At 66.7% G+C, this 20248-nt stretch carries 19 protein-coding genes; 14 read left to right on the top strand and 5 right to left on the bottom strand.

What is annotated here, in order from left to right; genetic code table 11:
- The first annotated feature begins 9 nt into the window (after positions 1-9).
- Positions 10-1191, top strand: a complete 1182-nt coding sequence (gene purT, locus AAFN46_RS03375) for a formate-dependent phosphoribosylglycinamide formyltransferase (protein ID WP_347807280.1) — start codon at positions 10-12, stop codon at positions 1189-1191.
- Positions 1188-1919, top strand: a complete 732-nt coding sequence (locus tag AAFN46_RS03370) for an SGNH/GDSL hydrolase family protein (RefSeq protein ID WP_347807279.1) — start codon at positions 1188-1190, stop codon at positions 1917-1919. The genes purT and AAFN46_RS03370 overlap by 4 nt, the downstream gene beginning before the upstream one ends.
- On the opposite strand, the gene AAFN46_RS03365 is transcribed toward AAFN46_RS03370, so the two are convergent.
- The gene (locus AAFN46_RS03365; RefSeq protein WP_347807278.1) at positions 1900-3174 is read right to left on the bottom strand and encodes an HlyC/CorC family transporter; all 1275 of its coding nucleotides are present in this window, start codon (positions 3172-3174) and stop codon (positions 1900-1902) included. The genes AAFN46_RS03370 and AAFN46_RS03365 overlap by 20 nt on opposite strands.
- Before the next feature lie 10 nt (positions 3175-3184).
- On the bottom strand, positions 3185-3985 hold the full coding sequence (ccsA, locus tag AAFN46_RS03360) for a cytochrome c biogenesis protein CcsA (RefSeq protein ID WP_347807277.1): 801 nt from the start codon (positions 3983-3985) through the stop codon (positions 3185-3187).
- A gap of 143 nt (positions 3986-4128) precedes the next feature.
- Here ccsA and ffh point away from each other — a divergent pair, with 143 nt between their 5' ends.
- The 6 genes from ffh (at position 4129) to AAFN46_RS03330 (ending at position 8085) form a co-directional block, all read left to right on the top strand.
- Complete coding sequence (gene ffh / locus AAFN46_RS03355) at positions 4129-5502, top strand: signal recognition particle protein (protein WP_347807276.1); 1374 nt, start codon at positions 4129-4131, stop codon at positions 5500-5502.
- Between the two features lie 135 nt (positions 5503-5637).
- A complete protein-coding gene (gene rpsP, locus AAFN46_RS03350; protein WP_102895161.1) occupies positions 5638-5889 on the top strand; it encodes a 30S ribosomal protein S16 in 252 nt (83 codons plus the stop codon).
- A gap of 5 nt (positions 5890-5894) precedes the next feature.
- Complete coding sequence (gene rimM / locus AAFN46_RS03345) at positions 5895-6428, top strand: ribosome maturation factor RimM (protein WP_347807275.1); 534 nt, start codon at positions 5895-5897, stop codon at positions 6426-6428.
- A gap of 9 nt (positions 6429-6437) precedes the next feature.
- Positions 6438-7181, top strand: a complete 744-nt coding sequence (gene trmD, locus AAFN46_RS03340; protein WP_347807274.1) for a tRNA (guanosine(37)-N1)-methyltransferase TrmD — start codon at positions 6438-6440, stop codon at positions 7179-7181.
- Positions 7182-7219: 38 nt separating this feature from the next.
- Entirely contained in the window at positions 7220-7570 is a 351-nt protein-coding gene (gene rplS / locus AAFN46_RS03335) for a 50S ribosomal protein L19 (RefSeq protein ID WP_220815443.1), read from the top strand.
- Between the two features lie 107 nt (positions 7571-7677).
- Positions 7678-8085, top strand: coding sequence for an acyl-CoA thioesterase (locus AAFN46_RS03330; RefSeq protein ID WP_347807273.1), 408 nt, complete (start codon positions 7678-7680; stop codon positions 8083-8085).
- A 15-nt stretch (positions 8086-8100) separates the two neighbouring features.
- Here the strand turns inward: AAFN46_RS03330 and AAFN46_RS03325 are convergent, their stop codons facing one another.
- Complete coding sequence (locus AAFN46_RS03325; RefSeq protein ID WP_347807272.1) at positions 8101-9900, bottom strand: sodium:proton antiporter; 1800 nt, start codon at positions 9898-9900, stop codon at positions 8101-8103.
- A gap of 78 nt (positions 9901-9978) precedes the next feature.
- Here AAFN46_RS03325 and xerD point away from each other — a divergent pair, with 78 nt between their 5' ends.
- The 4 genes from xerD (at position 9979) to thrC (ending at position 15063) form a co-directional block, all read left to right on the top strand.
- Positions 9979-10875, top strand: coding sequence for a site-specific tyrosine recombinase XerD (gene xerD, locus AAFN46_RS03320; protein ID WP_347807271.1), 897 nt, complete (start codon positions 9979-9981; stop codon positions 10873-10875).
- Between the two features lie 447 nt (positions 10876-11322).
- Entirely contained in the window at positions 11323-12051 is a 729-nt protein-coding gene (locus AAFN46_RS03315; RefSeq protein ID WP_347807270.1) for a thioredoxin fold domain-containing protein, read from the top strand.
- Positions 12052-12160: 109 nt separating this feature from the next.
- Complete coding sequence (locus AAFN46_RS03310) at positions 12161-13465, top strand: homoserine dehydrogenase (protein ID WP_347807269.1); 1305 nt, start codon at positions 12161-12163, stop codon at positions 13463-13465.
- 188 nt (positions 13466-13653) lie between these two features.
- The gene (gene thrC, locus AAFN46_RS03305; RefSeq protein ID WP_347807268.1) at positions 13654-15063 is read left to right on the top strand and encodes a threonine synthase; all 1410 of its coding nucleotides are present in this window, start codon (positions 13654-13656) and stop codon (positions 15061-15063) included.
- 433 nt (positions 15064-15496) lie between these two features.
- On the opposite strand, the gene fdxA is transcribed toward thrC, so the two are convergent.
- A complete protein-coding gene (gene fdxA, locus AAFN46_RS03300) occupies positions 15497-15820 on the bottom strand; it encodes a ferredoxin FdxA (RefSeq protein ID WP_068830629.1) in 324 nt (107 codons plus the stop codon).
- 137 nt (positions 15821-15957) lie between these two features.
- Positions 15958-18525 (bottom strand): DNA mismatch repair protein MutS, encoded by a 2568-nt coding sequence (gene mutS / locus AAFN46_RS03295; RefSeq protein ID WP_347807267.1) that lies wholly within the window; start codon positions 18523-18525, stop codon positions 15958-15960.
- A 76-nt stretch (positions 18526-18601) separates the two neighbouring features.
- On the opposite strand from mutS, the gene AAFN46_RS03290 reads away from it, so the two are divergent.
- Together AAFN46_RS03290 and recA are read left to right on the top strand one after the other, a co-directional pair.
- Positions 18602-19102, top strand: coding sequence for a CinA family protein (locus AAFN46_RS03290; protein ID WP_347807266.1), 501 nt, complete (start codon positions 18602-18604; stop codon positions 19100-19102).
- 87 nt (positions 19103-19189) lie between these two features.
- A complete protein-coding gene (gene recA, locus AAFN46_RS03285; protein ID WP_347807265.1) occupies positions 19190-20239 on the top strand; it encodes a recombinase RecA in 1050 nt (349 codons plus the stop codon).
- The last annotated feature ends 9 nt before the right edge of the window (positions 20240-20248 follow it).

The raw sequence follows: 20248 nt of genomic DNA, 5'->3' as shown, positions 1-20248 counted from the left end.
GGACATCCCATGCCCCGTATCGGCACCCCCTTGTCGCCCAGCGCGACGCGCGTCCTGCTCTGTGGCTCCGGCGAGCTGGGCAAGGAAGTGGTGATCGAGCTGCAGCGCCTGGGCTGCGAGGTGATCGCCTGCGACCGCTACGCCGACGCCCCGGCCATGCAGGTGGCGCACCGCAGCCACGTGCTCAGCATGCTCGACGGCGCCGCCCTGCGCGCGGTGATCGAGGCGGAACGGCCGCACTACATAGTCCCGGAGATCGAGGCCATTGCCACCGATACCCTGGTCGAGCTGGAGGCCGAGGGCTTCACCGTGGTGCCCACCGCGCGCGCCGCCAGGCTGACCATGAACCGCGAGGGCATCCGCCGCTTGGCCGCCGAGGAGCTGGGTCTGCCGACCTCGCCCTACCACTTCGCCGATACGTTCGAGGCCTATGCCGAGGCGGTGCGCGCGGTCGGCTATCCCTGCGTGGTCAAGCCGATCATGAGTTCCTCCGGCAAGGGCCAGAGCGTGCTGAAGTCCGACGCCGACCTGCAGCCCGCCTGGGATTACGCCCAGGAGGGCGGGCGCGCCGGCAAGGGTCGGGTGATAGTCGAGGGGTTCATCGACTTCGACTACGAGATCACCCTGCTCACCGTGCGCCACGTCGGCGGCACCTCGTTCTGCGCGCCGATCGGCCATCGTCAGGTCAAGGGCGACTACCACGAGTCCTGGCAGCCGCAGGCGATGAGCGCCCAGGCCCTGGCCGAGTCCGAGCGGGTGGCCCTGGCGGTGACCGAGGCCCTCGGCGGTCGCGGCTTGTTCGGCGTCGAACTGTTCGTCAAGGGCGATCGGGTGTGGTTCAGCGAGGTGTCGCCGCGCCCGCACGACACCGGCCTGGTGACCCTGATCTCCCAGGACCTGTCCGAGTTCGCCCTGCATGCGCGGGCCATTCTCGGTCTGCCGATCCCGACCATTCGCCAGTTCGGCCCGTCGGCCTCCTCGGTGATCCTGGTCGAGGGCCGTTCGCGGCAGACCGCCTTCGCCAACCTCGGCGCCGCCCTGGCCGAGCCGGACACGGCCCTGCGCCTGTTCGGCAAGCCGGAGGTGGACGGCCAGCGGCGCATGGGCGTGGCCCTGGCCCGCGACGAGAGCGTCGAGGCGGCGCGGGCCAAGGCCATACGCGCCTCGCAGGCAGTCAGGGTCGAGCTGTGACCCGGCTGCGCGCGGGGCTGTGGTGGGGGCTGACCCTGGCCCTGGCGCCCATCGCCTTGCCGCAGGCGCTGTGGACCCGGCGCACGGCCCTGCGCCTGCCTGAGGCGGCGGGCGAGCCACGCGGACTGGCCGGCGGGCAGTTCGCCGGTGAGCCGCTGCGCCTGCTGCTGATCGGCGAGTCGACGGTGGCCGGCGTCGGCGTCGAGGCACTGGAGGCTGCGCTGGCCGGACAGCTGGCTGCGGCCCTGGCCGAGCGTCTGCGCCGCCCGGTGGCCTGGCGCGCTTGCGGCGAGAACGGCATCACCGCCGGCGAGGCCTGCCAGCGCCTGCTGCCGCTGGCCCTGGAGGAGCCCGTCGACCTGGCGCTGCTGGTGTTCGGCGTCAACGACACCACCCAGCTCAGTTCGCTGGCGCGCTGGGATTCGGCGCTGCGTGCGCTCGGCCGCGCGCTGGGCCGGAGCGGTGCGCGGGTGGCCTATACCGGCGTGCCGCCGATCCAGCATTTCAGCGCCTTGCCCTGGCTGCTGCGGCGTCTGCTGGGGTTGCGCGCGGCGCTGCTCGACGGCGAGCTGCGGCGAGTCTGTGCGGAGGAGGGGGCCGATTACGCACGGCTGGAGCTGAGCTTCTGCGCGGACTACCTGGCGCGCGACGGCTACCATCCTTCGGCGCTGGGTTACCGGGTGTGGGGCGAGGGGCTGGCCGCGCGGCTCACTCCGGAGTGCGGCTGAGCTGCGCCTGCCAGGCGCGCACGCTTTTCACCCGGTTGTCCCCGGATTCGAGTATTTCCAGGCGATAGGGGCCGATCTTCAGGCACACCGGGCTGTCCGGGATGCTCTCCAGGGCCTCGGTGATCAGGCCGTTGAGGGTCTTCGGGCCCTCGCTGGGCAGGTGCCAGCCGAGCAGCTTGTTCAGCTCGCGGATATTGGCGCTGCCCTCGATGACCTGGCTGCCGTCCTCCAGGGCCTGGATCTCGGCGTGGTGTTGCTGATCGCGACCGCTGAGATCGCCGACTATCTCTTCCAGCACGTCTTCCAGGGTGATCAGGCCCTGTACGTCGCCGTACTCGTCGACCACCAGGCCCATGCGCCGCTTCTCCTTCTGGAAGTTCAGCAGCTGGGTCGACAGCGGGGTGTTTTCCGGCACGAAGTAGGCCGGCTGGCAGGCCTGCAGCAGGGTCTCGTGAGTCAGCTGGTTGTGCGCCAGGCGCCGCGCCAGCTGGCGCATGTGCACCACGCCCTCGACCTGGTTGATGTCCTGGCGATACACCGGCAGGCGCGTGTGGCGGGTGTTCTGCAGCTGCTGGACGATGCGCCCGAGCGAGTGCTCCAGGTCGATGCCGATGATCTCGCTGCGCGGGATCATGATGTCGTTGACCGACACCCGCTCCAGGTCGAGTACGCCGAGCAGCATGCTCTGGCGGTTCTCCGGCAGCGACTGGCCGGACTCGCGCACCACGCTGCGCAGTTCCTCGGTGGTCAGGCTGTCGCTGCCGCGCGCGCTGGGGTCGACGCCGGCCAGGCGCAGCAGGCCATTGCTGATGGCGTTCAGCGCGATCACCAGCGGGTAGAACAGCTTGAGCATGAGCTGCAGCGGCAGGCTGGCCGGATAGGCGATGCGCTCCGGATGCAGGGCGGCCAGGGTCTTGGGCGTGATCTCGCCGAAGATCAGCAGCACTATGGTCAGCGCCACGGTGGCGATGGCGATGCCGGCCTCGCCCCAGATCTGCATGGCCAGCACGGTGGCGATGGCCGAGGCGAGGATGTTGACGAAGTTGTTGCCGATCAGGATGGTGCCGAGCAGGCGGTCCGGGCGGCCGAGCAGGGCGCTGGCGCGCTTGGCGCCGCGATGGCCCTCGCGCGCCTTGTGCCGCAGGCGGTAGCGGTTGAGGCTGATGATGCCGGTCTCGGAGCTGGAGAAGAACGCCGAGCAGAGGATCAGGAAAGCCAGCAGACCCAGCAGGAATCCGGGGTGGAGTTCGGCCACGGGGAGCGCCTCAGATGTGCAGGATGAATTCGCGAACCAGCTTGCTGCCGAAATAGGCCAGCATCAGCAGGCAGAAACCGGCCAGGGTCCAGCGGATCGCCTTGTGCCCGCGCCAGCCGAGCTGGTGGCGGCCCCACAGCAGCACGGCGAACACCAGCCAGGCCAGGCAAGACAGCAGGGTCTTGTGCGCCAGGTGCTGGGCCAGCAGGTCTTCGACGAACAGCCAGCCGGACAGCAGCGACAGCGACAGCAGCAGCCAGCCGCCCCAGAGGAAGCCGAACAGCAGGCTTTCCATGGTCTGCAGCGGCGGGAAGTTGCGGATCAGCCCGGACGGGTGCTTGTGCTTGAGCTGATGGTCCTGCAGCGACAGCAGCAGGGCCTGGAACATGGCGATGGTCAGCAGGCCGTAGGCCAGGATCGACAGCAGGATATGGGCGAGTATGCCGGGCTGCTCGACGATCGGGGTGCTGGTGCCGGCCGGCACGAACTGGGCCAGCAGCACGGTCAGGGCGCCGAGGGGGAACAGCAGCAGCAGCAGGTTCTCCGCCGGCAGGCGCGTCAGGCTGAGCAGGGTCAGGGCGATCACCGCGCTGGCGATCAGGCTGGCGGCATTGAAGAAGTCCAGGCTCAGACCGCTGCCCGGCAGCAGCTGGAAGTGCAGGCTGAAGGCATGGGCGAGCAGGGCGAGGGCGCCGAGCAGGCCCAGCAGGCGTTTGTCGGGAGCCTGGCGGCGGCCGAAGCGCAGGCCCTGATAGAGGGTGGCGCCGGCATACAGGCCGGCGGCGGCGAGACTGGGCAGCAGAGGGTGCATAAATCCTTGTAGCGCGGGGCCCGAAAGGCCGTGAGTGTGGCACATAAGAAGCGTTTCACGAAAGACCGCCGGCGGTGTCGGCGGCCCGGCCACTCCGTTATACTCCGCGGCTTGCCGCAAGCACCCCGTTCAAAGGATCGCGCATGTTCGAGAACCTAACCGACCGCCTGTCACAGACGCTGCGCCATGTCACCGGCAAGGCCAAGCTGACCGAGGACAACATCAAGGACACCCTGCGCGAGGTGCGCATGGCCCTGCTCGAGGCCGATGTGGCCCTGCCGGTGGTCAAGGAGTTCGTCAATAAGGTCAAGGAGCGCGCGGTCGGCACCGAGGTGTCGAAGAGCCTGACGCCGGGCCAGGCCTTCGTGAAGATCGTCCGCGCCGAGCTGGAAGAGCTGATGGGCGCGGCCAACGAAGACCTCGCCCTGAGCGTCGCGCCGCCCGCCGTGGTGCTGATGGCCGGCCTGCAGGGCGCCGGTAAGACCACCACTGCCGGCAAGCTGGCGCGCTTCCTCAAGGAGCGCAAGAAGAAGTCGGTGATGGTGGTGTCCGCCGACGTCTACCGTCCGGCGGCGATCAAGCAGCTGGAGACCCTGGCCGGCGATATCGGCGTGACCTTCTTCCCCTCCGACATCAGCCAGAAGCCGGTGGCCATCGCCCAGGCGGCGATCGCCGAGGCCAAGCTGAAGTTCATCGACGTGGTCATAGTCGATACCGCCGGTCGCCTGGCCATCGACGAAGAGATGATGGCCGAGATCCAGACCGTGCATGCCGCGATCAAGCCGGCCGAGACCCTGTTCGTGGTCGATGCCATGACCGGCCAGGACGCCGCCAACACCGCCAAGGCCTTCGGCGATGCGCTGCCGCTGACCGGTGTGGTGCTGACCAAGGTCGACGGCGACGCCCGCGGCGGCGCGGCGCTGTCGGTGCGCCAGATCACCGGCAAGCCGATCAAGTTCATCGGCATGGGCGAGAAGAGCGAGGCGCTGGAGCCTTTCCATCCGGACCGCATCGCCTCGCGCATCCTCGGCATGGGCGACGTGCTCAGCCTGATCGAGCAGGCCGAGCAGACCCTCGACCGCGAGAAGGCCGAGAAGCTCACCAAGAAGCTGAAGAAGGGCAAGGGCTTCGACCTCGAAGACTTCCGCGATCAGCTGCAGCAGATGAAGAACATGGGTGGCCTCGGCGGCCTGATGGACAAACTGCCGTCCATCGGCGGCGTCAACCTGTCGCAGGTGGCCGGCGCCCAGGGCGCGGCGGAGAAGCAGTTCAAGCAGATGGAGGCGATCATCAACTCCATGACCCCGGCCGAGCGCCGCGACCCGGAAATCATCAGCGGCTCGCGCAAGCGCCGCATCGCCCTCGGCTCCGGCACCCAGGTGCAGGACGTCGGCCGGTTGATCAAGCAGCACAAGCAGATGCAGAAGATGATGAAGAAGTTCACCAGCAAGGGCGGCATGATGAAGATGATGCGCGGCATGGGCGGGATGATGCCGGGCGGCCTGCCCAAGCTGTGAACGCAGGCCGCCGATAGGTGGCCGGAAAAAGAGATTTGCAAACGGCCGGATAATCCTTAGAATATGCGGCCTTTCGGGCCTAGGGCCCTCAAAGTGTGTGCCTCAAGTTAGCACCGATCATAGGAACGAAGTTCAATGGTAACCATCCGTCTTGCTCGTGGCGGCTCCAAGAAGCGCCCCTTCTACCACCTGACCGTGACCAACAGCCGCAATGCGCGCGATGGTCGCTTCGTCGAGCGCATCGGTTTCTTCAATCCGATTGCCACCGGTGCCGAAGTGAAGCTCTCCGTGAACCAGGAGCGCGCCGCATACTGGCTGAGCCAGGGCGCCCAGCCGTCTGAGCGCGTTGCTCAGCTGCTGAAGGAAGCTGCCAAGGCTGCTGCCTAAGTAATATGAGCGCTACGCCGTCCGCCGAGGACATGATCGTCCTCGGCAAGATCACTTCGGTGCACGGCGTGCGTGGGGAAGTGAAGATCTATTCCTTCACCGACCCGATCGACAACCTGCTCGACTATCGCCAGTGGACGCTCAAGCGCGACGGCGAGGTCAAGCAGGTGGAGCTGGTAAGCGGGCGCCTCCAGGGCAAGGTCCTGGTGGCCAAGCTCAAGGGGCTCGATGACCGCGAGGTGGCACGCACCTACGCGGGTTTCGACATATGCGTGCCCCGCGCGCTGCTGCCCGATCTGGAAGAAGACGAGTTCTACTGGCATCAGCTGGAAGGACTCAAGGTGATCAATCAGGACGGACAGCTGTTCGGCCGTATCGATCACCTGCTGGAGACCGGCTCCAACGACGTGATGGTGGTCAAGCCCTGTGCGGGCAGCCTGGATGACCGCGAGCGCCTGCTGCCCTATACCGAGCAGTGCGTGCTGCGGGTCGACCTGGCCGCAGGCGAGATGCGGGTCGACTGGGACGCGGATTTCTGAGTCCCGGCCATGCGCGTCGAAGTCATCAGCATCTTTCCGGAGATGTTCGCCGCCATCAGTCAGTACGGCATTACCAGTCGTGCGGTGAAGCAGGGACTGCTGCAGTTGAACTGCCGGCAGTTGCGCGACTACACCGACGACCGTCACCAGACGGTGGACGATCGCCCCTTCGGCGGCGGCCCCGGCATGGTGATGAAGATCAAGCCCCTGGAAGAAGCCCTGGCTGCGGCCAAGGCGGATGCCGGGGAAGCGGCGAAAGTCATTTACCTGTCGCCGCAGGGCCGCCAGCTGACTCAGCAGGGGGTTCGTGAACTGGCTAGCGAGCAGGCGCTGATTCTCATCGCAGGCCGCTACGAAGGCATCGACGAGCGTTTCATCGAAGCGCACGTCGATGAGGAATGGTCGATTGGCGATTACGTCCTCTCCGGCGGTGAGCTTCCGGCGATGGTGCTGATCGATGCTGTTACGCGGCTGCTCCCGGGTGCGCTCGGGCATGCAGATTCCGCCGAGGAGGACTCGTTCAGCGACGGCCTCCTCGATTGTCCGCACTACACCCGACCCGAGGTGTACGAGGGCAAGCGTGTTCCGGACGTGCTGCTTAGCGGCAACCACGAACACATCCGGCGCTGGCGTTTGCAGCAAGCCCTGGGGCGAACCTGGGAACGTCGAGCCGATCTTCTGGATAGCCGCTCGCTTTCTGGAGAAGAGCAGAAGCTGCTGGCGGAATACATCCGCCAGCGGGACGATAGTTAAGTATCGATGGCAGACCGCGTCTGTCTTAGGAGCACAGCATGACCAACAAGATCATTCAGCAGCTCGAAGCCGAGCAGATGAACAAAGAAATCCCGGCTTTCGCCCCGGGTGACACCGTCATCGTTCAGGTGAAGGTGAAGGAAGGCGACCGTTCCCGTCTGCAGGCCTTCGAAGGCGTGGTGATCGGCAAGCGTAACCGCGGCCTGAACAGCGCCTTCACCGTGCGCAAGATCTCCAGCGGCGTGGGTGTCGAGCGTACCTTCCAGACCTACTCCCCGCTGATCGACAGCGTCAGCGTCAAGCGTCGCGGCGATGTGCGCAAGGCCAAGCTGTACTACCTGCGCGATCTGTCCGGCAAGGCGGCGCGCATCAAGGAAAAGCTGTCCTGATCGGACGCTCTTCCGACCTGAAAAAGCAGCCTGCGGGCTGCTTTTTTCGTTTATGGCCTGTCGCCAGCCCCGAGCGCGAGCCGCATTCCACAGAGAGCAGTAGTGGCATGACCCCGAGAGAGCAAGAAATCCAGCGGCGCACCGAGCTGTCCGAGACCCGTGTGGTCAAGGCCGTGTTCCCGCCCACCACCAACCATCACAACACCCTGTTCGGCGGCACGGCGCTGGCCTGGATGGACGAGGTCTCCTTCATCGCCGCCACGCGCTTCTGCCGCCTGCCGCTGGTGACGGTGTCCAGCGACCGCATCGACTTCAAGCATGCGATTCCCGCCGGCTCGCTGGTGGAGCTGATCGGTCGGGTGATCAAGGTCGGCACCACCAGCCTCAAGGTCGAGGTGGATGTGTTCGTCGAGGGCATGTACTGCGGCGGCCGCGAGAAGGCCATCAGCGGCGTGTTCAGTTTCGTCGCCATCGACGAGGCGCAGAAGCCGGTAGCGGTGCTGCCCGGCTTCTGAATCCTAGGGGCGCGCTCAGGCCTTGGGTTCGATCAGCGCGAGCAGGATCCAGTCGGCGCCCGGGGTGAATTCCAGCTCGGCGGTGGCGACGTGGAACCAGCCCTTGGGGTCGAACGCCAGTAGCAGCACCGCGCGCTCGCCGTGCAGCTCGCGGTAGTCCTGCCAGCCGAAGTTGGCGGTCAGGGTGGTGGTGTGGATTTCCGCGCCCCTGGCCATGGCACTGGCCAGCTGGCCATAGCTCTGCGCCGGGTGGCCGAGCGAGCGGCCGCGATGCTCGGCGCTGGCCCGGTGCTTGTCGCTCAGGCGCTGCTCGCGCTGGCTCGGCAGGTGGTACAGGTTGTCCTTGCCGAAGTCCGGGCGGAAGCGCGTGCAGGCGACGGTGTTCTGCTCGCTGGAGGGCGACAGGGCCAGCAGCTGACCCAGGCCGATCAGATCGAGATGGGCGTCGGCATGCTGCGAGGCCGGGTTGCCGAAGTAGGTCGGCAGGCCGTCCATGCGCGCGGCGCTGATGTTCTCCCAGCTGGAGTCGGTCAGCAGCACGCGCTGCTCGCGCTGTTGCAGGGCCTTGCCGAGGGCGCGCGCCACCGGGTTGGCGCCGATGATCAGGAAGCCGCGCGGCGACGGCTCGGCGACCTTGAGCAGGCGTGCCAGCGGGCGTGCGGTGGCGCTCTGCAGCACCACGGTGCCGATGATCACCAGGAAGGTCAGCGGCACCAGCAGTTCGGCCTGCTCGTAGCCGTGACGCAGCAGGCGCTCGGCGAAGATCGCCGAAACCGCCGCGGCGACTATGCCGCGCGGGGCTATCCAGGCCAGCAGGGCGCGCTCGCGCCAGTTCAGGGCCGAGCCCGTGGTGCTCAGCGCCACGCTCAGCGGGCGGGCGATGAACTGCACGATCAGTAGCAGTAGCAGGGTGGCCGGGCCCAGAGCCAGCAGCGCGCCGAGGTCCAGGCGCGCGGCAAGGAGAATGAATAGGCCGGAGATCAGCAGCACGCTGAGGTTTTCCTTGAAGTGCAGGATGTGCTGCACGTCGACCCCGCGCATGTTGGCCAGCCACATGCCCATCAGCGTCACCGCCAGCAGGCCGGACTCATGCACCAGCAGGTTGGAGGCGATGAAGATGCCCAGCACGCAGGCCAGCGCGGCGATGTTCTCCAGATAGGCCGGCAGCCAGTGGCGGCGCAGGGCCTGGCCGAACACCCAGCCGCCCAATATGCCGAACAGGGAGCCGCAGGCGATCACCTTGGCGAAGGTCAGCAGGCTTTCGCCGAGCGGCGCGCCGCCGCTGCGGCTGGCGATGAAGCTGTACACCACCACGGCCAGCAGGGCGCCGATGGGGTCGATGACGATGCCTTCCCAGCGCAGGATGTTGGCCACCGCCGCGTTGGGGCGCATCACCCGCAGCATCGGCACTATCACGGTCGGGCCGGTGACCAGGGTGAGGGTGCCGAACAGCACGGCCAGGTCCCAGGGGAAATCCAGCAGGTAGTGGGTGGCGACGGCGATCACCGCCCAGGTGGCCAGCGCGCCGAGGGTCACCAGACGCCGCACCACGCCGCCGATCTCGCGCCATTCGCCGAGCTTCAGGGTCAGGCTGCCCTCGAACAGGATCAGCGCCACGGCCAGCGAGACTAGGGGGAACAGCAGCGGGCCGAACAGCTGGCCCGGGTCCAGCAGGCCGAGAATGGGGCCGGCGAGGATGCCGCACAGCAGCAAAAACAGAATCGCCGGCAGGCGCAGGCGCCAGGCCAGCCACTGGCTGGCCAGGGCGGCGATGCCGATGCCGCCGAAGCCGAGGAGAATCTGTGTCTCGCTCATCGCGGGTCCTTGTCTCTGGTGAAGATGGGGGGGCTATGGAAGACTAGTTCGCTCGTCTCGGGCAAATACTTTTCGCGCATGCCGCTTCTCGACCATCCCCTGATCGACCGCTACCTCGATGCCCTGTGGCTGGAGAAGGGCCTGTCGGCGCACACGCGCGCGGCCTACCGCAGCGATCTCGGGCACTTCCATGGCTGGCTGCAGGGGCGCGGTGGCGTATTGGAGCGGGCTGGCCGCGAGAGCATCCTCGATCACCTCGGCTGGCGCCTGGAGCAGGGCTACAAGGCCCGCTCCACCGCCCGCCTGCTCTCTGGGCTGCGCGGCTTCTACCGCTACCTGCTGCGCGAGGGGCTGATCGGCGAGGACCCGACCCTGCAGGTGGAGCTGCCGCAGATCGGCCGGCCGCTGCCCAAGGCGCTGTCCGAGGCCGATGTCGAGGCGCTGCTGGCGGCGCCGGAAGTCGACGACCCCATCGGCCTGCGCGATCGCGCCATGCTCGAGGTGCTTTATGCCTGTGGCCTGCGGGTCAGCGAGCTGGTGTCGCTGAGCCTGGAGCAGGTCAACTTGCGCCAGGGCGTGCTGCGGGTGTTCGGCAAGGGCAGCAAGGAGCGCCTGGTGCCGCTGGGCGAGGAGGCCATCGCCTGGGTCGAGCGCTATCTGCGCGAGGCGCGGCCCTCGCTGCTCGGCGGCCGGCCCAGCGATGTGCTGTTTCCCAGCCTGCGTGGCGAGCAGATGACCCGGCAGACCTTCTGGCACCGGATCAAGCTCCAGGCCCGGGTGGCCGGGATCGCCAAGCCGCTGTCGCCGCACACCTTGCGCCATGCCTTCGCCACCCATCTGCTCAATCACGGCGCCGACCTGCGCGTGGTGCAGATGCTGCTCGGCCATAGCGACCTGTCCACCACGCAGATCTATACCCACATCGCCCGCGCCCGCCTGCAGGAACTCCACGCCCAGCACCACCCGAGGGGGTGAGCCCGCTTGCGACGCACTGCGTCGCAAAGGGCGAACGCCCGGCCATGGATGGCCGGGCCGGGGCTCGGCAGCGCCACGGTGCTGCGACAGGGAGGTCGACGCCGGAGCGGGTCGCCACGCGCGGCGCAAAGGGCGAACGTCCGGCCATGGATGGCCGGGCCGGGCTCGGCAGCGCCACGGTGCTGCGACAGGGAGGTCGGCGCCAGGGCGGGGCGCCGCACGCGGCGCAAAGGGCGAACGCCCGGCCATGGATGGCCGGGCCGGGGCTCGGCAGCGCCACGGTGCTGCGACAGGGAGGTCGACGCCGGAGCGGGTCGCCACGCGCGTCGCAAAGGGCGAACCCTGCAAGCATGTGCAGTCCATCCCATCGCCATGTCCGCCCGGCGTCCGTCATCGGCCGTTGCGGCCGTCTGTGGTAGTCTGGCGCCACTGTCACAGGAGTACTCCATGTCCGCATTTCGTGTTCTGGGCGGTGCCGTGCTTGGCCTCGCCGCTTCCGTCGCCTTCGCCGCCGATCCCGGCCAGGCCATCCGCGCCAGCCTGACCAAGCTGCAGCCCGACATGCCGATCGAGGCCATCGCCGAGAGCCCGATGAGCGGCCTGTACCAGGTCCATCTCAAGGGCGGGCGCCTGCTCTATACCAGCGCCGATGGCCAGTTCGTGCTGCAGGGCAATCTCTACCAGGTCAAGGGCGACAACGCCGTGAACCTGACTCGCCAGTCCGAAAGCAAGGGCGTGGCCAAGGAAATCAATGGCATTCCCCTCAGCGAGATGGTGGTGTTCTCGCCCAAGGAGCCGGCCAAGGCGCATATCACCGTGTTCACCGATACCGATTGCGGCTACTGCCAGAAGCTGCACAGCGAGGTGCCGGAGCTCAATCGGCGCGGCATCGAGGTGCGCTATGTCGCCTTCCCGCGCCAGGGCATCGGCAGCCATGGCTACAACAGCCTGGTCAGCGTGTGGTGCGCGGCGGACCGCCAGGAGGCCATGAACAAGGCCAAGGCGCGCCAGGAACTGCCGGCGGCCAGCTGTGACAACCCGGTGGCCAAGCAGTACGCGCTGGGCCAGCTGGTCGGCGTCAGCGGCACCCCGGCCATAGTGCTCGGCAACGGCGAGCTGATTCCGGGCTACCAGCCGGCCCCTCAGCTGGCCGAAATTGCCCTGAAGGCCAAGTAATACGGGCGCGCGGTCGATTGACTAATAGGGAACCGCTTCGTAATGTGCGGCTCTTTTATGCGGCCGGGCTCGCCCCGGCCGCTTCGTGCAGGCAGATGGGGAAAACAACGTGAAACCGGTGAAAGTGGGCATCTGTGGGCTGGGTACCGTCGGTGGCGGTACCTTGAATGTACTCAAGCGTAACGCTGAGGAAATTACTCGCCGTGCCGGCCGAGGCATTGAAATCGCCCAGATCGCCATTCGTTCGCCCAAGCCCCAGTACGACACCACCGGCATCGCCCTGACCAGCGACGTGTTCGAGGTGGTCGACAACCCCGATATCGACGTGGTGGTCGAGCTGATCGGCGGCTACAGCCTGGCCCGCGAGCTGGTGCTCAAGGCCATCGACAACGGCAAGCACGTGGTCACCGCGAACAAGGCGCTGATCGCCGTGCACGGCAACGAGATCTTCGCCAAGGCCCGCGAGAAGGGCGTGATGGTCGCCTTCGAGGCCGCCGTGGCCGGCGGCATCCCGGTGATCAAGGCGATTCGCGAGGGCCTGGCCGGCAACCGCATCAACTGGCTGGCCGGCATCATCAACGGCACTGGCAACTTCATCCTCACCGAGATGCGCGAGAAGGATCGCGACTTCGCCGACGTGCTGGCCGAGGCCCAGGCCCTGGGCTACGCCGAGGCCGATCCGACCTTCGACGTCGAGGGCATCGATGCCGCGCACAAGCTGACCATCCTCGCCTCCATCGCCTTCGGCATCCCGCTGCAGTTCGACAAGGCCTATACCGAGGGCATCACTCGGCTGACCACCGCCGACGTCAACTACGCCGAGGCGCTGGGCTACCGCATCAAGCACCTCGGCGTGGCCCGCCGTACCGGCGCCGGCATCGAGCTGCGCGTACACCCGACCCTGATCCCGGCCGACCGCCTGATCGCCAACGTCAACGGCGTGATGAACGCGGTGATGGTCAATGGCGACGCCTCTGGCTCCACTCTTTACTACGGTGCCGGTGCCGGCATGGACGCCACCGCATCCGCCGTGGTCGCCGACCTGGTCGACGTGGTCCGCGCGCTGACCAGCGACCCGACCAACCGCGTACCGCACCTGGCCTTCCAGCCGGATGCCCTGAGCGACCACCCGATCCTGCCGATCGGCGAGTGCGAGAGCGCCTATTACCTGCGCATCCAGGCCAAGGACCATCCGGGCGTGCTGGCTCAGGTGGCGAGCATCCTCTCCGAGCGCGGCATCAATATCGAATCGATCATGCAGAAAGAGGCCGAAGAGCACGACGGCCTGGTGCCGATGATCCTGGTCACCCACCGGGTCGTCGAGTCGCGTATCGACGACGCCATCGCCGCCCTCGAGGGGCTGGCCGATGTGGTCGGCAATGTCGTGCGCATCCGCGTCGAGCAACTGGTTTGAGGCCTCAAGCCTCAAGCCTCAAGCGGCAAGCGAAGGCCAGCCTGCAGCGGTCTTCGGCTTGTCGCCCAGCTTCGCACCGATAAACCAGCGGCATGAAAGCGGGCCGCCAGCTACCGGAGTTACGCCGTTCGGCTTTTTCTTGTAGCTTGCAGCTTGCAGCTTGCAGCTCAAACCGAAGGTTTGCATAAATGCGTTATATCAGCACTCGCGGCCAGGCCCCGGCCCTCAATTTCGAAGACGTCCTGCTCGCCGGCCTGGCCAGCGATGGCGGCCTTTACGTACCGGAAAACCTGCCGCGCTTCACCCAGGAAGAGATCGCCTCCTGGGCCGGCCTGCCGTACCACGAGCTGGCCTTCCGGGTGATGCGCCCGTTCGTCGCCGGCAGCATCGCCGATGCCGACTTCAAGAAGATCCTCGAAGAGACCTACGGCGTGTTCGCCCACAACGCCGTGGCGCCGCTGCGTCAGCTGAATGGCAATGAGTGGGTCATGGAGCTGTTCCACGGCCCGACCCTGGCCTTCAAGGACTTCGCCCTGCAGCTGCTCGGCCGCCTGCTCGACCATGTGCTGAGCAAGCGCGGCGAGCGCGTGGTGATCATGGGCGCCACCAGCGGCGATACCGGCTCGGCCGCCATCGAAGGCTGCAAGGCCTGCGAGCACGTCGACATCTTCATCATGCACCCGCACAACCGTGTGTCCGAGGTGCAGCGCCGGCAGATGACCACCATCCTCGGCGACAACATCCACAACATCGCCATCGAAGGCAACTTCGACGACTGCCAGGAGATGGTCAAGGCCAGCTTCGCCGACCAGGGCTTCCTCAAGGGCACCCGTCTGGTCGCGGTCAACTCGATCAACTGGGCGCGGATCATGGCCCAGATCGTCTACTACTTCCACGCCGCCCTGCAGCTCGGCGGCCCGGCCCGTTCGGTGGCCTTCTCGGTGCCGACCGGCAACTTCGGCGACATCTTCGCCGGCTACCTGGCGCGCAACATGGGCCTGCCGATCAGCCAGCTGATCGTCGCGACCAACCGCAACGACATCCTGCACCGCTTCATGAGCGGCAATCAGTATGTGAAGGACACCCTGCACCCGACCCTGTCGCCGTCCATGGACATCATGGTGTCGTCCAACTTCGAGCGCCTGCTGTTCGACCTGCACGGCCGCAACGGCGCCGCCATCGCCGGCCTGATGGATACCTTCAAGCAGGGCGGCGGCTTCAGCGTGGAGGAAGACCGCTGGACCGAGGCGCGCAAGCTGTTCGACTCGCTGGCGGTCAACGACGAGCAGACCTGCGAGACCATCACCGAGGTGTACCAGGAGTGCGGCGAGCTGCTCGACCCGCACACCGCCATCGGCGTGCGTGCGGCGCGCGAGTGCCGCCGCAGCCTGGCAGTGCCGATGGTCACCCTGGGTACCGCGCACCCGGTCAAGTTCCCGGAAGCGGTGGAGAAGGCCGGCATCGACGCGGTTCCGGCGCTGCCGCCGCACCTGGCCGACCTGTTCCAGCGCGACGAGCGCTGCGCCGTGCTGGCCAACGACCTGCAGACCGTGCAGCAGTTCGTTGCTGCCCACGGCAATCGCGGCAAGCCGCTGTAAGCGATCTCCCGGCAATAAGGAGCCCCGCCTGACGCGGGGCTTTTTATTATCCGCCTACGTAAGTCATTGCTTACATGGGGTGTAGGAGATCGCAGGAAAAATGCATTGGCTGCGACCCATTCTTATTTGTAGATTTATGGTAAGTAATTGATTTATATCAATTTAATTTTATGAAATGACCTGGGCGACATGCTTGGGTGGCTCGAGAGTGGCCTTGTTTGGCCGCGCCGAAGCGTTACTATGAAGCCGTGCCTAGGGAGAAGGCACGGTTGCCAGGAAGGTGATCGAGGAGCCACCGCAGGATGCGGTTCATCAGGAAGATGAAAGGATTCTCAGGGAGTAGGGAAGAAAGAGCGGGCGGCTAATCACCGCCCCTTTTTTTACCCGCAGAAAAGCAAAAGGCCCGCGAATGCGGGCCTTTCACGTTGCGCGATCAGCGCTCCAGATGCTGCAGCTTGTCCTTCACGCCGTCCCACTCCTCGGCGTCGGCCAGCGCTTCCTTCTTCTCGGTGATGTTCGGCCAGACTTCCGCCAGGTCGGCGTTCAGCTCGATGAACTCCTGCATGTCCTCCGGCACTTCGTCCTCGGAGAAGATCGCCTGGGCCGGGCACTCCGGTTCGCACAGGGCGCAGTCGATGCATTCGTCCGGGTGGATCACCAGGAAGTTGGGGCCTTCGTAGAAGCAGTCCACCGGGCAGACTTCCACGCAGTCGGTGTATTTGCACTTGATGCAGTTGTCGGTGACGACGAAGGTCATGCTGATTCTCTCCTCGGGCGGCGGCCTGGTCCCGTCTGTGCGGGGCTTGCAGGCGCTCGGTAATGGCCGCGGCTCAGGCTGTAAACCGGGGCAGTCTCAAAATTGCGCGCGATTCTATCAGCTTGCGCCAGGCTGCGTTAGATGCGTGTCTTCCATGTATATAACAGCTCCAGGGCGCGGCGCGGGGTCAGATCATCGGGATTGATCTTGCCCAATTCCTCCAGCACGGGGTGCGGCAGGCTGGCGAATAGGTCGCTCTGCAGTGGCGCGGCGGGTTGTCCGGGCTCGCTGTGGGGGAGTTCGTGCGGCAGGCTGGTGGTTTCCAGGCGGCTCAGATGCTCGCGGGCGCGCTGGATCACCGAGGTGGGCACGCCGGCCAGTTGCGCCACCGCCAGGCCGTAGCTCTGGCTGGCCGGGCCGGGCAGCACGTGGTGGAGGAAGACGATGCGCTCGTTGTGCTCGGTGGCGTTGAGATGCACGTTGGCCACCGCAGGCGTGCTCTCCGGCAACACGGTCAGCTCGAAATAGTGGGTGGCGAACAGGGTCCAGGCGCGTAGCTTGGCCAGGTGCTCGGCGGCCGACCAGGCCAGCGACAGGCCGTCGAAGGTGCTGGTGCCGCGGCCCACCTCGTCCATCAGCACCAGGCTGCGCTCGCTGGCGTTGTGCAGGATGTTGGCGGTCTCGCTCATCTCCACCATGAAGGTGGAGCGGCCGCCGGCCAGGTCGTCGGAAGAGCCGATGCGGGTGAAGATGCGGTCCACCAGCGACAGCTCGCAGGCCGCCGCCGGCACGTAGCTGCCGATATGGGCGAGCAGTACGATCAGCGCGGTCTGGCGCATGTAGGTCGACTTACCGCCCATGTTCGGGCCGGTGATGATCAGCATGCGGGTGTCGTCGTCCAGGCTCAGGTCGTTGGCGACGAAGGGCGTGTCGAGCACCTGCTCGACCACCGGATGGCGGCCCTGGTCGATGCGCAGGCAGGGTTCCTCGACGAAGCGCGGACGATTGAGGTCGAGGTTCAGCGCGCGCTCGGCCAGGTTGCTCAGCACGTCCAGCTCGGCCAGGGCGGCGGCGGTGTCCTGCAGCGGCGCCAGCTGGCCGATAAGGCTTTCCAGCAGTTCCTCGTACAGCTGCTTCTCGCGGGCCAGGGCGCGGCTCTTGGCCGACAGCGCCTTGTCCTCGAAGGTTTTCAGCTCCGGCGTGATGAAGCGCTCGGCGCCTTTCAGGGTCTGGCGCCGGATGTAGTCGGCCGGGGCCGACTCGGCCTGCTTGCTGGGCAGCTCGATAAAGTAGCCATGCACGCGGTTGTAGCCGACCTTGAGGTTGGCCAGGCCGGTGCGCGCCTTCTCGCGTGCCTCCAGGTCCATCAGGTACTGGCCGGCGTTCTCGCTGATCGACTGCAGCTCGTCCAGTTCGGCGTCGTAGCCGGTCTTCAGCACGCCACCGTCGCGGATCACCGCCGGCGGATTGTCGATGATGGCCCGTTGCAGCAGGTCGGCCAGCTCCGGGTAGGTGCGGATGTTCAGCGCCAGTTCGGCCAGGTGCGGCGCGTCCAGCTCGGCCATCGCGCCTTGCAGCTGCGGCAGCGCGGCGAGGGCATCGCGCAGGCGCGCCAGGTCGCGCGGGCGGGCGTTGCGCAGGCCGATGCGGGCGAGGATGCGCTCGACGTCGCCGATGTCCTTGAGTTGCGGCTGCAGCAGCTCGAAGCGGTAACGCTCCAGCAGGCAGGCGATGGCTTCCTGACGCGCCTCCAGCACGGCGCGGTCGCGCAGCGGGCGGTTCAGCCAGCGGGTCAGCAGGCGCGAGCCCATGGCGGTCTGGCAGCGATCCACCACCGATTGCAGGGTGTTGTCGCGGCCGCCGGAAAGGTTGGTATCCAGTTCCAGGTTGCGCCGGCTGGCGCCGTCGAGGATGACGGTATCGTCCAGGCGTTCGTGGCGCAGGCTGCGCAGGTGCGGCAGGGCGGTGCGCTGGGTCTCCTTGGCATAGGCCAGCAGGCAGCCGGCGGCGCCGATGGCCAGAGTCAGCCCCTCGCAGCCGAAGCCCTTGAGGTCCTGCACGGCGAACTGCTGGCACAGGCCCTTGCGCGCGCTGTCCAGCTCGAAGTCCCAGGGCGCGCGGCGGCGCACGCCGCGGCGCTTCTCCACGGGCAGGCCCTGCGGCCAGTCGTCGGGGATCAGCAGCTCGGCCGGGGCCAGGCGCTCCAGTTCGGCCAGCAGGTTCTCCCAGCCTTTCAGCTCCTGCACGCTGAAGCGGCCGCTGGTGATGTCGAGCATGGCCAGGCCGAACAGCTTCTCGTCGCCCAGCACGGCGCCGACCAGATTGTCGCGACGCTCGTCGAGCAGCGCCTCGTCGCTGATGGTGCCGGGGGTGATGATGCGCACCACCTGGCGCTCCACCGGGCCCTTGCTGGTGGCCGGGTCGCCGATCTGCTCGCAGATCGCCACCGACTCGCCGAACTTCACCAGGCGCGCCAGGTAGCCCTCGGCCGAATGAAACGGGATGCCGGCCATGGGGATGGCCTGGCCGGCCGACTGGCCGCGGGCGGTGAGGGTGATGTCGAGCAGCGCCGCGGCCTTCTTGGCGTCCTCGTAGAACAGCTCGTAGAAGTCGCCCATGCGGTAGAACATCAGCAGGTCCGGATGCTGATTCTTCAGCTTCCAGTACTGCTGCATCATCGGGGTGTGGGCTGACAAATCGCTCATGCTGTTCGGTCCGGCTGAAATCGCAAAAGCGCCTAGTGTAGGGTATCCCCCAGTCCCGTTTCACCCCGGAGAGCATATGGATTCCATCACTCAATTGGCCGAGCGGCTGGGCTCGCAGCTCAAGGCGATTGATGCCTACGTAAGCACCGCAGAGTCCTGCACCGGTGGCGGCATCGCCGAGGCCATCACCCGTATCGCCGGCAGCTCAAGCTGGTTCGAGGCGGGCTATGTCACCTATTCCAATGCGCAGAAGACGCTCCAGCTTGGGGTGCCTGCCGAACTGTTTCCTCGGGTCGGCGCGGTCAGCCGCGAAGTGGTGGAGGCCATGGCCGCCGGCGCCCGGGAGCGCAGCGGCGCGCGTTTCGCCGTGGCGGTCAGTGGCGTCGCCGGGCCCGACGGAGGCTCGCCGGAGAAGCCGGTGGGCACCGTCTGGCTGGCCTGGGCCGACGGCGAGCGCTTGTATGCGGAGCGCTGTCAGTTCGCCGGCGATCGCGAGGCGGTGCGCCGGCAGACGGTCGAGCGGGCGCTGGAAGGGCTGCTCCGACTGGCGGCAGGAGAAAATCCCGATCGGGGGTAGGCGAGCGACTTGCCTTATGGAATACTACTGTCTACTTATACAGTTGTTGGCGAGCGAACGGCTCCCTTTGATCACGTGAGGATGGCAATGGACGAGAACAAGAAGCGCGCGTTGGCGGCAGCCCTGGGCCAGATCGAGAAGCAGTTCGGCAAGGGTGCCGTGATGCGCATGGGCGACCACGACCGCCAGGCCATTCCGGCCATCTCCACCGGCTCCCTCGGCCTCGATATCGCCCTCGGCATCGGCGGCCTGCCCAAGGGCCGTATCGTCGAGATCTACGGGCCGGAGTCCTCCGGTAAGACCACCCTGACCCTGTCGGTGATCGCCGAGGCGCAGAAGATGGGCGCTACCTGCGCCTTCGTCGACGCCGAGCACGCGCTGGACCCGGACTACGCCGGCAAGCTGGGCGTCAATGTCGACGACCTGCTGGTGTCGCAGCCGGACACCGGCGAGCAGGCCCTGGAAATCACCGACATGCTGGTGCGTTCCAATGCGGTGGACGTGATCATCGTCGACTCCGTGGCCGCTCTGGTGCCCAAGGCCGAGATCGAGGGCGAGATGGGCGACTCCCACGTCGGCCTGCAGGCCCGCCTGATGAGCCAGGCGCTGCGCAAGATCACCGGCAACATCAAGAACGCCAACTGCCTGGTCATCTTCATCAACCAGATCCGCATGAAGATCGGCGTGATGTTCGGCAACCCGGAAACCACCACCGGCGGTAATGCCCTCAAGTTCTACGCCTCGGTGCGCCTGGACATCCGCCGCACCGGCGCGGTGAAGGAAGGCGACGAGGTGGTCGGCAGCGAGACCCGCGTCAAGGTGGTGAAGAACAAGGTGGCCCCGCCGTTCCGTCAGGCCGAGTTCCAGATCATGTACGGCAAGGGCATCTACCGCACCGGCGAGATCATCGACCTGGGCGTGCAGCTCGGCCTGGTGGAGAAGTCCGGCGCCTGGTACAGCTACCAGGGCAACAAGATCGGCCAGGGCAAGGCCAACGCCGCCAAGTACCTGGAAGACAATCCGGAAACCGGCAGCGCCATCGAGAAGATCATCCGCGAGAAGCTGCTGGTGGCCAGTGGTGGCGCCCGCGGCGCGGCCGAGGCAGAAGAGGACGATTTGGCCGATCTGGACGCCTGATTCGGCGTC

This window comes from Pseudomonas sp. CAU 1711 (assembly GCF_039888625.1).
Lineage (GTDB): Bacteria > Pseudomonadota > Gammaproteobacteria > Pseudomonadales > Pseudomonadaceae > Aquipseudomonas.
The sequence above is the reverse complement of the archived record's forward strand: the minus strand, read 5'-3'. Positions and strand labels throughout refer to the sequence as shown.